Source organism: Limosilactobacillus pulli (assembly GCF_947381555.1).
GTDB classification, from domain to species: Bacteria; Bacillota; Bacilli; order Lactobacillales; family Lactobacillaceae; genus Limosilactobacillus; species Limosilactobacillus pulli.
The window spans coordinates 1-14,522 of record NZ_CANCWQ010000001.1 but is presented as its reverse complement, the minus strand read 5'-3'; the positions used below and the strand labels follow the sequence as shown (position 1 = coordinate 14,522).

General features: G+C 42.7%; 13 protein-coding genes, 1 rRNA gene and 1 pseudogene. 10 read left to right on the top strand and 5 right to left on the bottom strand.

Going from position 1 to position 14,522, the window contains the following annotated elements; translation table 11 throughout:
- Nucleotides 1–50 precede the first annotated feature (50 nt).
- Nucleotides 51–413: a 50S ribosomal protein L19 gene (gene rplS, locus QOS03_RS00075; RefSeq protein WP_006499633.1), complete on the top strand. Its 363-nt coding sequence runs from the start codon at nucleotides 51–53 to the stop codon at nucleotides 411–413.
- A 125-nt stretch (nucleotides 414–538) separates the two neighbouring features.
- On the opposite strand, the gene QOS03_RS00070 is transcribed toward rplS, so the two are convergent.
- Nucleotides 539–931 carry a tyrosine-type recombinase/integrase gene (locus QOS03_RS00070; RefSeq protein WP_283574933.1) on the bottom strand — a complete coding sequence of 131 codons (393 nt, stop codon included), beginning with the start codon at nucleotides 929–931 and terminating at the stop codon, nucleotides 539–541.
- A gap of 553 nt (nucleotides 932–1,484) precedes the next feature.
- On the opposite strand from QOS03_RS00070, the gene QOS03_RS00065 reads away from it, so the two are divergent.
- The 3 genes from QOS03_RS00065 to QOS03_RS00055 all read left to right on the top strand — a co-directional run bounded on the left by QOS03_RS00065 (nucleotide 1,485) and on the right by QOS03_RS00055 (nucleotide 2,864).
- The gene (locus QOS03_RS00065) at nucleotides 1,485–1,739 is read left to right on the top strand and encodes a hypothetical protein (protein ID WP_283574932.1); all 255 of its coding nucleotides are present in this window, start codon (nucleotides 1,485–1,487) and stop codon (nucleotides 1,737–1,739) included.
- A 126-nt stretch (nucleotides 1,740–1,865) separates the two neighbouring features.
- Entirely contained in the window at nucleotides 1,866–2,492 is a 627-nt protein-coding gene (locus tag QOS03_RS00060) for a hypothetical protein (RefSeq protein ID WP_283574931.1), read from the top strand.
- A gap of 78 nt (nucleotides 2,493–2,570) precedes the next feature.
- A complete protein-coding gene (locus QOS03_RS00055; protein WP_283574930.1) occupies nucleotides 2,571–2,864 on the top strand; it encodes a hypothetical protein in 294 nt (97 codons plus the stop codon).
- 273 nt (nucleotides 2,865–3,137) lie between these two features.
- On the opposite strand, the pseudogene QOS03_RS00050 reads toward QOS03_RS00055, so the two are convergent.
- The 3 genes and pseudogenes from QOS03_RS00050 to QOS03_RS00040 form a co-directional block, all read right to left on the bottom strand.
- A pseudogene (locus QOS03_RS00050) lies at nucleotides 3,138–4,013 on the bottom strand (IS3 family transposase).
- Between the two features lie 81 nt (nucleotides 4,014–4,094).
- On the bottom strand, nucleotides 4,095–4,682 hold the full coding sequence (locus tag QOS03_RS00045; RefSeq protein ID WP_283574929.1) for a helix-turn-helix domain-containing protein: 588 nt from the start codon (nucleotides 4,680–4,682) through the stop codon (nucleotides 4,095–4,097).
- 234 nt (nucleotides 4,683–4,916) lie between these two features.
- On the bottom strand, nucleotides 4,917–5,384 hold the full coding sequence (locus QOS03_RS00040; RefSeq protein ID WP_283575023.1) for a pyridoxamine 5'-phosphate oxidase family protein: 468 nt from the start codon (nucleotides 5,382–5,384) through the stop codon (nucleotides 4,917–4,919).
- Nucleotides 5,385–5,679: 295 nt separating this feature from the next.
- Between QOS03_RS00040 and QOS03_RS00035 the strand changes: the two genes are divergently transcribed.
- The 3 genes from QOS03_RS00035 to QOS03_RS00025 all read left to right on the top strand — a co-directional run bounded on the left by QOS03_RS00035 (nucleotide 5,680) and on the right by QOS03_RS00025 (nucleotide 8,391).
- Nucleotides 5,680–7,080, top strand: a complete 1,401-nt coding sequence (locus tag QOS03_RS00035; protein WP_283574928.1) for a DHA2 family efflux MFS transporter permease subunit — start codon at nucleotides 5,680–5,682, stop codon at nucleotides 7,078–7,080.
- 192 nt (nucleotides 7,081–7,272) lie between these two features.
- The gene (locus QOS03_RS00030; protein WP_033935200.1) at nucleotides 7,273–7,809 is read left to right on the top strand and encodes a phenolic acid decarboxylase; all 537 of its coding nucleotides are present in this window, start codon (nucleotides 7,273–7,275) and stop codon (nucleotides 7,807–7,809) included.
- A 48-nt stretch (nucleotides 7,810–7,857) separates the two neighbouring features.
- Complete coding sequence (locus tag QOS03_RS00025; RefSeq protein ID WP_283574927.1) at nucleotides 7,858–8,391, top strand: PadR family transcriptional regulator; 534 nt, start codon at nucleotides 7,858–7,860, stop codon at nucleotides 8,389–8,391.
- 467 nt (nucleotides 8,392–8,858) lie between these two features.
- On the opposite strand, the gene QOS03_RS00020 is transcribed toward QOS03_RS00025, so the two are convergent.
- Nucleotides 8,859–10,505, bottom strand: a complete 1,647-nt coding sequence (locus QOS03_RS00020) for a phosphoenolpyruvate carboxykinase (ATP) (protein ID WP_283574926.1) — start codon at nucleotides 10,503–10,505, stop codon at nucleotides 8,859–8,861.
- Between the two features lie 429 nt (nucleotides 10,506–10,934).
- Here QOS03_RS00020 and tnpA point away from each other — a divergent pair, with 429 nt between their 5' ends.
- The 3 genes from tnpA to QOS03_RS00005 all read left to right on the top strand — a co-directional run.
- Nucleotides 10,935–11,363: an IS200/IS605 family transposase gene (gene tnpA / locus QOS03_RS00015; RefSeq protein WP_283574925.1), complete on the top strand. Its 429-nt coding sequence runs from the start codon at nucleotides 10,935–10,937 to the stop codon at nucleotides 11,361–11,363.
- Nucleotides 11,363–12,808: a transposase gene (locus tag QOS03_RS00010; protein WP_283574924.1), complete on the top strand. Its 1,446-nt coding sequence runs from the start codon at nucleotides 11,363–11,365 to the stop codon at nucleotides 12,806–12,808. The genes tnpA and QOS03_RS00010 overlap by 1 nt, the downstream gene beginning before the upstream one ends.
- A gap of 1,217 nt (nucleotides 12,809–14,025) precedes the next feature.
- Nucleotides 14,026–14,522: ribosomal RNA gene (locus QOS03_RS00005) — 16S ribosomal RNA — on the top strand; the annotation flags it as partial.

Here is a 14,522-nt window from a genome sequence, read left to right as displayed (position 1 = left end):
TATTCCGCTGCTGAAATCGGGCAAGAATATCGACGAAAGGAAAAAATATTATGCGTCAAAACCAATTGATTGAAAAGATCACCGCCAGCCAACTGCGCGATGACATTCCAGAATTCCGCGCCGGTGACACGGTTCGCGTCCACGCCAAGATCGTTGAAGGTACTCGTGAACGTATCCAGATCTTCCAAGGTGTCGTTATCAAGCGTCACGGTGCAGGCATTTCTGCTACTTACACTGTTCGTAAGATTAGTAACGGTGTCGGTGTTGAACGTACTTTCCCAGTTCACTCCCCACGTGTTGCTAAGATCGAAGTTGTCCGTTACGGTCGCGTTCGTCGTGCTAAGCTGTACTACCTGCGTGAACGTACTGGTAAGTCCGCTCGTATTCCTGAACGCCGTCGCGACGTTAAGTAGTCGAGTGTCGACCAAAACCCTTGCTGTGCAAGGGTTTTTCTTTTTGCCTAATTTTAAAAATATGGATTGAGTTTGTGAATTTTTGCCAATTATTTGCTTGTGGTAGCAAAATGGTAGCAAACTTGTCACAAATTTTCCAATTGATCACGATTTTTCACAATTGCTTCGTGAGTAACGTGTGTGTAGATTTCCTGAGTAACCCGACTGTTAGAGTGACCAACCCGCTGCTGGATGACATACATCGGCACGCCGAGTTCAGCCAGCTTAGAGATATGAGTGTGGCGAAAGATGTGTGAGCTGACTGGTTTGTCAATTTTTAGTTTTTTAGCTGCATTACGTAAAAAAGTATTGAACGCTGATATTTGAATCGGTGTATGATGTTTAGTAGTGAATAGATAGCCATGCCCATCAGCATAGGCGTACCGATCACGATATATTTCGACTGCCCGCCTGGAGAGCGCAACATCGCGCATTCCGGCGGGCGTTTTTGTTTGGTCGGTTTTATGCCATTCAGACATTTTAAGCTTGGTATGTTGGATCTACACTATCTTGTATTGGTGAGTGCTGATATTAGATTTCGGGTATAAAAAAGAGGACAAAAGCCGTCCCCTTAAGCTACAAATTACGATTTGGCAAAGATCCAAAACAAAGCCCACATCATTAACACTGTGAGCTAATAAAAAAGAGCGCCTATTAAGCGCCCCTCAACCGGTTCGGTACGTGAGGAGCTACCTCAACACCGTTTTGCGCACCGGCCTTCTAATCATCATGCTTGTATTATACCACATTCTATTTATGATACAATATTTCTTGCGCACCGAGTGGGTAGCTCCCACTTAAGCCTGTGTGTATTAGGAGGTGACTCCTATGGGACATTGGTTCCTTCTGATCATCATCGTGCCTAATAAGCACGCTAAAAAGTTAATTAAGTGGTTGTTCAAGTAACACCCCCAGCGCTCATTAGTTTGGATACTGATTGGGCGCTTTTTATTTTGCAAAAAAATTAGATTTTTAAGCGGCAGGTGCTTATAGGCTTTTCCCCTTGATAAAATCAAAATTGAGGTGGAAATCATGTATAACTATAAAAAAGACTTAATTACAATTATTAATGCAACAACGCTCGACAAACAAGGAATTGATGCAGTACAGGCGGCAGTCAATCTGCTAAAGCATCAAGCCGGTTATGAAAAATACTTTCAACAAGGACCAGTCGCTAAGGCTAATGACAAAAATGATTTTATGCCAACTAATCGACAAACTGCTAACAGTGCCGAACAGCCAGTAAGCCAGGTGCGGGCAGGAGATGGCCAGCCGATTAATCCGTGAACTGGTATCGCGATAGATGCCGGAACAACGAATGAACAGTCAATCAGTCGGCCAACCGCAGCTGCAACAGATTCCAAAGCAGAAGATGGCCAGCCGATCAATCCGCAGACTGCCATCACTGCTGATATGCAATGGTCGGCGGATTCTCAAAAACCTACTGATGAAGACAAAGGCGCGGTATTTGATCAGCTCAACGGCGAAAAAGATCTTGTCAACAATCAGACGGCTACGCAACCAGCTCTGTCTGACAATAATGAAAAAGATAGCCAGGCATCGGCTGCAAATTCAGTTGAACAGACTGATCAGGTATTGAATCTGTCACAGTACAACGCCATTCGGAAATTCAAATCAGTTAATGAAACCATTGGTAATGAATTGAAGATGCTGCTCAAGAATGCCGATTATGAAGCCAAACTGGCGGATTTAAAACAAAATCTGGAAGCCTATCATCATGACTTAAAGCCAAGTGATGGAGCATGCGTTGATATTTTCTATTCATTGGTAATGCAGCGGCTGAAATGCGCGCAGCAGCTGGCAGACTCATTCCAAGACTATCAAACAAAAATGACGAAATTGGTTGAGCAGCTGCTGATCAATAATCTGGAAAAACTTAACGATGCCTCTGATACTGACCAACTGACCGAACTCAGCACGCTGATTGAAAACGCCAAACAGAACAATTGGCTAAAAACCGCTAAGATTACAGAATTTGAACACCGACTGACTGAGCAAGCGGCTAAGCTAAATTCTTAAAACAGCCAATCGCAGTCGACAAATGACCAACCTCAAACGGCAGCGGATGAAGATTTTCAAAGGCTGCTTGATGAAACGATGCCGCAGCTCGATTCGCCGCTTTATGATCTGCGTAAAGGCGAGTACATTGTAAAACGGCGCTTAAATGGGGCTAAGCTCTTGGATTGTAATGGACAGCAGGCATTTTTCATTGGCGAGAAGCTGCTCAAAAAGCGGCACCTGCAGTCTGGCGATGTGGTCAAGGTTAGTGGCAAGCCATACCTTACTGATGAAAAATTCTATCTGGGTAAAGTTGTTGATCATCAAGAAATGCCTGATGACAATCCAATCGAGGTATTTAGCCAGGCCGTAATTGAAAAGCATGCTGATTAGCTGGTCGTTACTCGTGATATCTACGGTAACGAGCTAAAGCCTAAGGAACAGCCGGTAGTTTACAAAATTAGTTCACTTGATCAAGAAAAACTGAAACTCAATGTTGGCGATATTATCGATCTGGCCTGGTATACCAATAACGATGCCTTGGCGGACGATCCCCAAAGCTGCATTGCGATTCGGTGGCTCTACCCAATTGATGAGGTAAAAAAAGCCGGTCAAACGGGGGGTACTATACCCTGTCAAGGTAACGCTTAAAAAATAAAAATTAATCTATACAGCCTCATTGCGGAAGTCTTCCGCAGTGAGGTTGCTTCGTTTGTTGGAAATTTCGACTGTGTTGATGTATTTAACATCTTGATTAACCAAATCTTTCAGTTCTGCCAAAGTTTGCGGATGTGAATGATACGCCATCCAGATGTACTTAAAGTCGCCCCAATAGTGCTCAATCACTGCGTTATCTGCGGGAGTGCTGGGCGCAGAGAGACTGTGCCTACTATTATGGCTGGTTAAGTAGTTGTTAAAGTCTTTTGAAGTATAGGCAGCGCCACGATCCGTATGAATCATTGGTGCGAAGGTTCCAGCCTGCTTAGTAGCGCGTTTAAAGACTTCCATTGCGGCTTCTGCTGTCTCAGTTGGCGAAATATGATAACTGAGCACATAACGACCGTATAAGTCCAAAACTACGTGTAAACGAACCTTGTTATTGCGGCCGTAGGTTAGTTCTGTCGTATCGGACACCCAAACCAGATTCGGCGCTATCTGAATAAATTTCCGTTCCAATAAATTATCCTCTTGATACTGTTGTTGTTCTTTCTTGCGACTGCGCTTTTTCTGACGGACATCAGCTTTAATGCCGTGTTTTCGCATGATTCGACGCACGCGCTTAATATTGATACGAAAGTCAAACGAAAAGGTGTATTCTGGAATTTCTTGATTTTTCCCGTTCTCATTGTTCAAAATCGCGGTTACTTTTTTGTAACCAGCACAGTTCTGATGGCGTTTTTCAATCTGATAGATTACTTCCAAAATTGCCTGGTTCTCAATTTTTCTTTGTGTTGGCTGTCTTTTGAGCTACTGATAGTATGATTTGCGTGAAACCTTGGTAATTTTAGTCAGTTCGCTAACGGAACCTGCGGTTTCGTTGATTAATTCTTGAACCGCTTGATATCGTCCGGTCGCTTCACCCCCCGATTGCGTATTTCGACTAATTTTTTTGCAAATGCGATCTCAAGCTCCATTTCTCGATTGATTTTCTTTAGTCTTAATTTCAGCTTCAAGTCGCTCTTTTTCGGTCATCTCTTCTAAAGTTTTTTGTGGCTTGCGATGCCCGCGATTATCTTTTAAGGTTTCCCAACTGTCAGCTGCCTCATGGTATTTGCGAACCCATGAGTAGACACGCTGATAGCTTACATTAAACTGAATTGTTGCTCCTTGGTAGTCATTGTCATGGTCCAAGACCCACTGTACGATTTTGCATTTCTCTTCAAAACTAACTTTTCGACCCATTTTTCTGACTCGCTTTCTTGACTTAGTCTTTAGTTCATCATTATTGTACTGGATCGACCACTGTTTTAGTTGAGAGAGGCTACGAATATCATACTTTTCAATGATTTTTTCACCTGGGAAACCGGCTTGATACTCTTTGACGGCTTCAATCTTGGTATTTAGTGAATAGCGATGATTGAATGAACGATGGCGAACTCCCGCCAAACCATGCAAAAGAAACTGTCGAATCCATCTTGTCATCGTATTCATGATTGACATGGTGCATATCGGCATATACTTTGAGGCCGAATTCTGTCTTTTGATAGCCATAAAGCAACTCTAGTCTATTCATTGTCGAATAACTTGAAATGCAACCCCCCTTAAGGAAATAACACTTTTATTATTTCAAGTGTCACCCTTAAGGGGATTATAGCCATGAAATCTATAAAAACATCTAACTGCCCCTCCATAACGATATATCTGAGTTAAGCATACCAAAAAGGCCCTGACGCAAAACTTGCGGCAGGGTCGTGATGTTTTAGATAAATTTTGAGACAGCCAGCTTTAAAATTCAATTCGCTTCTGGAAAATCGGCTGTTGACGCAGGTCGTAAATCGAACCGGCAATCGGCGTAATGGGAAATGGTCTTAAAATGCTGCGCCGTTCAGAATGATTTGATGAAATCTGCTGCATTTCCGGTCGAGCGGCAAAAATCTGCTCCAGATACTGCTGATTGACCTCAGTTGCCGTGCCGGTTAAGGTGAAGCCAACGCTGTCCAGGGTTTCGCTGCCTTTTAAAGCCGTGATCGAGATGCGGGGATGAGCCTTTAAACGTTGATAAAATGGTTTTTGATAGGTCGTCGCAAAAATCAGCCGGTTGCCGTCTAAAACCTCGATATCAGCGACGTTGGTATGGGGATCGCCATTTTGATCAACCGTGCCAAACACAACGGACTGAAAACTATCGACAATCAGCTTGAGAAATTCATCGCCTGACAGATGGCTGTCTAACATGGGAACTGGTTTGCGTATTGTGATACCTGCTTTCTTTTATATTTTTGTGTTAATTGTAATTAAAAATATTACATTTGTATATGACCAAATGCAGCAAATTGTATCAAAGTTTCTTGATAAAAGCGCAAGACAGGTGATTTTAGAAAAAATTTGCCATTTGCCAAAAAAAGTACTTACGAAACCGAGGCAATTTTTGCTAGAATGGCAAACATGCTGATTAAGATTAAGAGTTAGCGTTAATTGAATACATCAAATTAAGTCTGCTTGCTGTTTGGTCTTTAATCAAGTCAATTTGATTAAAGGAGCAAAATATATGCAAAATTTTTCTGAACCTGCTTTTCGCGTCAAACACCCTGGCTTGACGATGGCCAGTCTGCTTTTGGGGGCTTTTGTCGGCATGTTTAGTGAAACTTCATTAAACATCGCGCTGCCAAAGCTGATGATCGTCTTTCATACCAGTACGGCCGTCTTACAATGGCTGGTGACTGGCTACATGCTGGTTATTGGGATCGTCTTGCCGCTGTCCAGTTTGATTGCCAAGTGGTTTACGACTCGCCAGATTGTGATTTTTGCCCTGCTGGATTTTATTATCGGTGCGGCAATTTCAGCACTGGCGCCTAACTTTGCGGTTCTATTGGCAGGTCGAATGATTCAAGGGATTGGTACCGGTTTGATTCTGCCACTGATGTTTACGATTGTGATGCAGATTTTCCCGCCTAAAAAGATTGGCAGCATTATGGGCATCTGCGCTTTGGTAATCATGTTTGCCCCGGCAATTGGGCCAACTTTGACTGGTTTGATTCTGGCCAAGCTTTCCTGGCGCTGGATCTTTTGGTCATTTGAAATTTTCTTGGTCATCGCTTTATGCCTGGCCGTAACAGCTTTGGAAAACATTAGTCAGCCAACGCGTCCTCACATTGATCTGCTTTCAATCATTGAATCCGTGCTTGGCTTTTCTGGTCTGGTAATTGGCGCGAGTCTGTCCAGTCTGGATGGCTGGGGTTCTTGGCCAGTTTTAGGCTCGTTTGCGGTTGGGATTTTGGTATTGATTGCCTATGTGATTCGTCAGCTGAAACTAGAAACGCCGATCTTAAATCTGCGCGTTTTCAAAGTTAAGGCATTTACAATTGGCGCTGTATTGGTCATGCTTGATTTTGGTATTATTCTTTCGGCCATGTATCTGATGCCAATGTATCTGCAAAATGGCTTACTGTTGGCCGTTGCCTTAACTGGGATCGTCATGTTGCCAGGTGGTCTGGTAAATGCTTTGGTTTCCGCGTTTGCTGGACGGATGTATGATTCAATTGGGGCCAAGCGTCCGGTCATGATTGGTTTTGTGATTGCCATCGTCGGGATCGTCATGCTGCTTTTGACGACTGATCATTCTGCAGTTGCATACGTAATTGCGGCTCACGTGATCTTGATGATTGGCTGTCCATTGGCAATGTCACCAGCGCAGACCAGTGCTCTAAACGCGCTGCGTGGACCAGCCTCCAGTGATGGCAGTACGATTTTGAATACGATGCAGCAGATTGTTGGAGCATTGGCAACTGCTCTGGCTACCAGTTTCTTGGAATTAGGCCGACACGCGGCAGCTGGCAGTCAGGCAGTGCGTTTTACGTCCGGGGTACACACGGGACTTTACTTTACGCTGGCTTTGGCAATTATCGCGCTGATCGTATCGTTTGCTTTGCCCAAACAAAGTGAAGATTAATCGTGTTATTAAGCCTTTAAAATAAATCCAAAAATTTTCAATAGACCCTCATTCTCAAAAGTATTTTTGGGAATGGGGGTCAAATTATTTTAGTCGGTGATATTTGACGATAACGACATAAAGTGATAATCTATTTTATGTTGATAACGACACTTATGAAAGGCGGAAATAAATATGGCAAACTTAAATCATATGGACAAACATTTCAAAACGCTGGATGACTTTTTGGGAACACATTTCATCTATACGTATGACAATGGCTGGGAATATGAATGGTACGCTAAAAATGATCATACGGTTGACTATCGGATTCATGGCGGAATGGTTGCCGGCCGTTGGGTTAAGGATCAACCAGCGCACATTCATCAATTAACGGAAGGAATTTACAAGATTGCCTGGACTGAACCAACGGGAACTGATGTCGCGTTGGATTTCGTTCCTAATGAACATAAGCTTAATGGTACGATTTTCTTTCCAAAATGGGTACAGGAACATCCAGAAATTACGGTTTGTTTCCAAAACGAACACATTGATTTAATGCATGAATCGCGTGAAAAGTATGAAACCTATCCAAAATTAGTAGTGCCTGAGTTTGCGACGATTACCTACATGGGCGACGCTGGTCAAGATAATGAAGAAGTCATCAATGAAGCCCCTTATGCCGGCATGACTGACGATATTCGCAATGGCCGTTTCTTTGATGAAAATTACCATCGTCTGGCTAAGTAGCTTGTTATATAATGTTTTGCAGAATCAGATAAGGAAGGATGCTGCAAAATGCCGCAAAAAAGGATACTGCCCTATGTTATTATGGGGATCCTGCTTAATAAGGACTGTACTGGAAAGCAGATTATGGATGAGTTTCGCTTTGATATCGGGGAATTTTGGCAATCATCACATAGTCAGGTTTATCCAGAGCTAAAGCGTATGGAACAAGATCGTTGGATTGAAAGCTACTCCAAAGAAGATAATGATAAAGAGATACATTACCGTCTAACAGCTTATGGATATGAGATTATTAACGACTGGCTGATGGAAACAGTTGATAAGCTGCCGGTATCCAAAGACCTATTTTCTTTAAAGACTTTTTTCATCAATGATCGTAATGATCCACGACTGGAAAAATTGTTTAAGCACCAGATTCAATTGATCAGCAACAGTCTTAATCATCTGCGCAAGCGTCGGCAAGCATTATTCAGCCGTCAAAAACAGATTGATCAGCATTATGGTCATTACTTGATTTTAGCCCGGGCGATCAGTCGCCAAGAAAATCAATTGGCCTGGCTGGAAGATAAAATTAATAATCGATAACGACTTTGAGAAAAGCAATCCCGCTATACCAGCTTTTGGGAAACTGGTGGCGTGCGATTGCTTTTTATATTATGCTACGTAAATTCAGAACTTTTCTCCCTAAAAATGCATTTCTGCTTAAATCGACTAAAGCATTTATGAAGACGCTGATAGATGATTTGAGAAAGGAAGCAGAAAAAATGAGAAAAAAGCTTAAGCAGCTCGGCAGCCAAAAGCGACACACGTTTATCGGCCGTTTTGAACGCGTTGGCTATCTATATTATGGAACGGGAGCGTGTTTTTTATGAAGCCAGCTGTCGTCCGATTGATCCGTATTATGTTGATCAATATCAAATCTGGCTGACCAACCATGTTATGAAAACTGATCAAAACTATGATCTTGTTGCGCGAAAAAGTTTGACGTCGCATCTAAAAAGCGCTGAGCCGCATTGAGCAGTTCAGCGCTGGAAGATCAAGGTTGTTAGTATTTAGTTTAGGGAGTTGATCAGGTTATCCAGACTGGTCAGAATTTCAGCAGGCAGTTTTTCGTCCGAGTGTTGAGCTTCATAATTCTTAACCCAGTCACGCCGAATTTCAAGGCGCGTCTTGAGCTTAGTCACGTATTCGGCATCGTTAAAGTCGACAGGATAGCCATCATAGGCAATGTATTCCATGTTGGCCAGCTTACCAAATGGCTGGAAGGCGGCCTGGCTTTGAGCAATGTCTTCCAAAGCCTTTAGTGTCAGTTCTTTAGGGATGTCTAAGCCGTTGAAGTTGGCGGTGTTGACAATGTAGCAGTCAACATGGCGTTTTTCAAACAAAGCCTTAAAGTCTTGATAGTCCTCGCTTAATGGATAGGCACGGAATGGGTCGGCAAATGGTTCGATAACCAGGGCATTGCGATCAGCTCCCACCACGTTTTCAGCGGTAGAGCGCTTGGTAGCCAGCGTCAGGCCAAACGTAGCCGCGGTGACGGGATCAGTCAGTTTAACGACTGGTGGCAGACTGTCATCTTTCATGATCCAAAAGACGGCGTTGATTGGGGCAATTTCGCGGTCCACTCGGTTGGTAGAAGCGTAGCGCGTTTTGATGGTCCGCCCGTTGCCATTGCGCAGATCTTGAGTTACCAATACCTTTTGGCCGGCTTCATTAAGCGTGACGCCAACATTCATCACCGTGGTAAAGTACTGCATTTCGCGGCTGCCCGGCAGGTAGTCGTTGGTCTTATCAAAGTAGGCCGGTTCAAGAGCCGTGGAGCTGCCGTCCTCACGATTGATTACGAACGCATCGTCATGCAGCACGGTAATATCGAACTTGCCGTCGTGCTTAGCGTGGGTCAGCGTAGACTTGCCTGATCCAGAAAGCCCATAGAAGGCAAAAGTCTGATCATCACGATCGCTGAAGTGGAAAGTCTTTTCGCCACCGTGACAAGCCGTAAAACCATGTCGGTGCGCGGTTGCCCAGGCCAGCGTCAAAGTAGACTTCTTAAGCTCGCCAAAGTAGCGCAGCCCCAAAACCGCGGCCGCATTGTGCTGAGCATCGATGACAACCAGGCCATGTGGATAGTCAGGATTGCTCCAGTATGGGTCGCAGTACAGATAGATGTCGCCTTCGTCATAGGCCCGTGAATCGTCATAGCGCTTCAGCCAATTTTCGGTAGCTGTTTGGAAGTTGAGCATGTAGGAAAGCAGATTGACCTCAAAGCCTTCTGCCAGAGCCAAGTGCGCCTTTACCATAAAGTCTTCATCTAGCCCCACGATTACGTCCGTCGTGTAAAAGTCGCGTTCATGACCTTCATAGATAGCTTCGCGCAAGACGCCATCGATTTTTTCGGCATCAACGTTTGGTGAACCGATCAAACGCCGTGCTGCCGCGGTCCGGCCCACGATCCGACCATGGTTGTCAACCAGCATCTTGGCATCGGCTGGCAGCCCCAGTTCTTCGGTATGCTTGATTGGCAGGTCGGTAACGATGGTATTAGGGTTGTCAGCCGCCAAACGATAAGCAGTCGCGGTATCGGCAATATGTGTCATATTGTTGGCATAAAATGCCGATTCAATCGTCGTCCGCGTCCGTGAGAAGATCGGGTTGGTCTTAACGATGTCTTTTTCAGAAAATTTTGTTTGAGTACTCATTGAACAGCCACCTTTCTGATAAATTATCGTGATTAAAGTGCTTACATTCCTATTATAATGCAAAAACCAAGTAATAATAGGATTAAATTTCGCTATTTGTCGAAAAGCTTGCTAAATGTCAAAAAAGCGCTGAAATTGACTTTTTGATGAATTTATTAAAGGTAAAAATTAAGAAACGCAAAATTTATATCGTATAAAATTTACATTTTGTCGTTTCTTTATTCAAAACTTCTCCTAAAAGGATTCGCAACTTTTCTTTAAGCTTTGTAGCGAAGCTCGCGAGGAAACTCGGTACTTTAGTGCCAAGAGGAAAGCGTCACAACGCTTTCTGAATTTCCGAATGAGCTTATTTTTTGCACTCATTTTGGTGAGTATGCAAGATAAATATGATATGATAAAACTAAAATATAAATGATTGAAGGAATACATATGCAAGCACATTCTGATGATTTGCATTACAGTCGGACCAGTGTGTACTCGTTACAATATCACTTGATTATCGTAACCAAGTACCGTCGAGATGTTTTGGTAGGTTCCGTTAAGCAAGAGCTGGAAGCGTTGCTCCGTAGTTTGGCTGATCAATTTGATATGCAGATTGAAGAAATGAAAATTATGTCTGACCATGTTCACATGTTGGTCGATGCCTCACCTAAGCATTCAATTTCTTCAATCATGAAGGGTTTAAAGGGTGTTTCGGCGCGAATGCTGTTTATGCACCATCCAGAAATTAAACAAAAGCTTTGGGGTGGTCATTTATGGCAACCAAGTTATTTTGCGGTTACCGTTAGTGAACGCTCGGAAGAACAAATTCGTCATTATATTCAACACCAGAAATCGAGTAAAGGAAAGACCAGATAATGATTGATTTGCCTAAAAAAACTGAATATATTCGAGTTCGTCATTGTCGTTTGGTTACCACGCCGCAATTGGAAAAACGTTACGCAGAAAATATTGATGTTTTAAATAAGGCATATCAATACACCATTAAATATCTGGAAAAAACCTATGGATATAGGCATCTAAACCGTCCTTATCCAACTGACAAGAAGGGTAAGATTTACGTTATCAAGGATCAAATTATGCCTAGATTTCTGCACGACGTTTACCATATTGATAAATGGGATGGGAAGAAGGTTCCAATTCACTCGCAGGCACTACGCGATGAATTCATGGTCTCCATTATGACTAACTTTGGCGAGTACCGAAAGGTATTGAAAAAAGCTGCCAAGATGACGAAACAGGAAAAAGAAGATTATCGCAATAATAAATATGGCAATAATCCCCAGCATCGTTCTTGGTATCGCAAGGGTTCGTTGGCATACTTACGCAATGGCAAGAGCCATACAACGGTTTCACTGCCAAGCAATGGTCAAATTGAAGTACTTTCGGCTCATCATATTAAGATTCAAGATTATGGAAACTTGCAGACGATTGACAATATCAAACATTTTAAACATCTAACCATTGTTACGTCTAAGATTAAGCGTAAAAGCGATGGCCTGTTTGAACTGCAGTTGGTGCTTAAAGATCAACATCGGCGCCGTAAACCAACCAAGAAAATTGGGTCCGATTGGAACATGAAGGACAACAAGATTTTCCATACTTCCGAAAATCAGCGAATCTACTTGAATCCTAAAGTTTCTGTTGATGCAGACAAATATGAACACATTATCAACAATCTTAAAAGCCAACGAAGCCATCTTGAAAAGTTTCTTAATCATAAAAGTTCGCGATTGGTTAAACTTACTGAACTAATTCGTTACTATAATGTTCGACGCACGAATGTTTTAACGGAAACTTATCGACACATGGCAAAAAAACTGTTTGAAGGACATAATTTGATTGCTATTGAACAGCTTGATGCTAAAAAAATGCGTCGTGAGTCAACTGCCTTTAATAAAGCAGGTAATCACGCTAAAAATCGAAAATTAGCCAAAATCAAACCTTATGAATTGTCACAGCTGTTAACCCAGGTTGCCGATCGTGAAGGTAAGACCTTAATTAAGGTAGACAGTTACAAGACTAGTCAGGTTGAGTATGGCACCGACTATCAAGAAAAACATGATCCAACGGAGCGGGAATGGGTTTCCAAATACACGGGTAAGAAGATTATCCGTGACCTTAATGCCAGTCAAAATATTTTGGCATGGGCCCTTAAACCTAAGAAACATATCAAGTACCGTGAACGGCAGGCAGCTATTCGCCAGGCTAAAGAAGCTAGTGTTGATGAGACTGAACTGCCAAAAGAAATCAAGGCAAATTGGTTAATCGAAATTAATTCAAAGAAAAATCGTAAACATTAAAAAAACGACTGGGATAGGTCTAGTCATTTAGCAACCAGCATTATTAAACAGGGATTAATTTCCCAAGGCGGGACAGAACCTTACTGCCTTTAATGACTATGAGAACAGTGGTTGGCGTATCTCTCTGAGCCCTTGGGCAAAACGCTGAGCGGAACCGCTGTGGAGTTTTCAAAACGAAACCCCGGAGGCATAAGTCTCTGGCATGGTCTAAATGTCTTCGGAGTGTGGCTAACGACTGCACATCACATGGTACTCTGCTGCCGTGTAGATCCGAAGCCCGGCCATTTATGGACGGGTAGTTCACATTTGATGCAACCAAATAGTTTTGCGCTCAGTTAAAAAAAGCGTCGGCAGTTTTTGTCGGCGTTTTTATTTTCTAGGTCAAGTGTTTTCGGTGATTTTATTGAAAATAACTGATTAAATAAAAAGTTGAATAGTTGGCTTTGAGAATAGCAAATCGAGCATGCTTTCGGAAAATTTTTAAAGTTATCATGTTTACTGGATCAATGCCGATGATAAAAGTCGTTAATTGGATTGGCCTGTGTCATAACTATGTAGCCGCTTGTAATAGTTTATGAATTGATGTAATAGTTGCTTCCTTAGGCTGCATCATTTTGGAAGCCTCGTGAGATAATAGGGATTTTAGCTATCATAATCTGATCAATCGCTAAAAACAAAACTTTTCTGCTGCTTGGTGCTCTATGCTTTAAGCAGATGCTTGCTTGCGTGTCAAAGCCGACAATGGTATTTAATCTGTTGAGATAATCGTAAATTTTGCCGTTGATAAATCAACGATCGATCAAAGCTGGAGTTACTGTTTAAATTCGTGTTTTTTCGAATGATAGTCAATGCCAATGCTTTAATATTCACATTTTGAAAAATAATTGAAAAACTTTTGACAAGTCGTTGACATATGATGATAATCTTTGTATATTAGATAACGTTGTCGCGGCGATGAGTTGCTGATCACTTAGGTTTCACGGCTTAGCGCTTACCCATCAAGAAAATTTAAATAAAAAAGTTCTTGACAGGTAGTTGACAACTTGTTAAACTGATAGAGTTGCTTGTTTGAAACGGCAACTTGGTAGACCTTTGAAAACTGAATACAGTTTCGACGAACACAAATGTGCAGGGTCATCAATCATTACGATTGATGCAAAAACATTTGCGAAGTCAATTCGCTTAATTTAAATTTGAGCTTTTCAAGTTCTTATATTTTATATGAGAGTTTGATCCTGGCTCAGGATGAACGCCGGCGGTGTGCCTAATACATGCAAGTCGAACGCGTTGGCCCAACTGATTGAACGTGCTTGCACGGACTTGACGTTGGTTTACCAACGAGTGGCGGACGGGTGAGTAACACGTAGGTAACCTGCCCCAAAGCGGGGGATAACATTTGGAAACAGATGCTAATACCGCATAACAGTTTGAATCGCATGATTCAAACTTAAAAGATGGTTTCGGCTATCACTTTGGGATGGACCTGCGGCGCATTAGCTTGTTGGTAGGGTAACGGCCTACCAAGGCTGTGATGCGTAGCCGAGTTGAGAGACTGATCGGCCACAATGGAACTGAGACACGGTCCATACTCCTACGGGAGGCAGCAGTAGGGAATCTTCCACAATGGGCGCAAGCCTGATGGAGCAACACCGCGTGAGTGAAGAAGGGTTTCGGCTCGTAAAGCTCTGTTGTTAGAGAAGAACGTGCGTGAGAG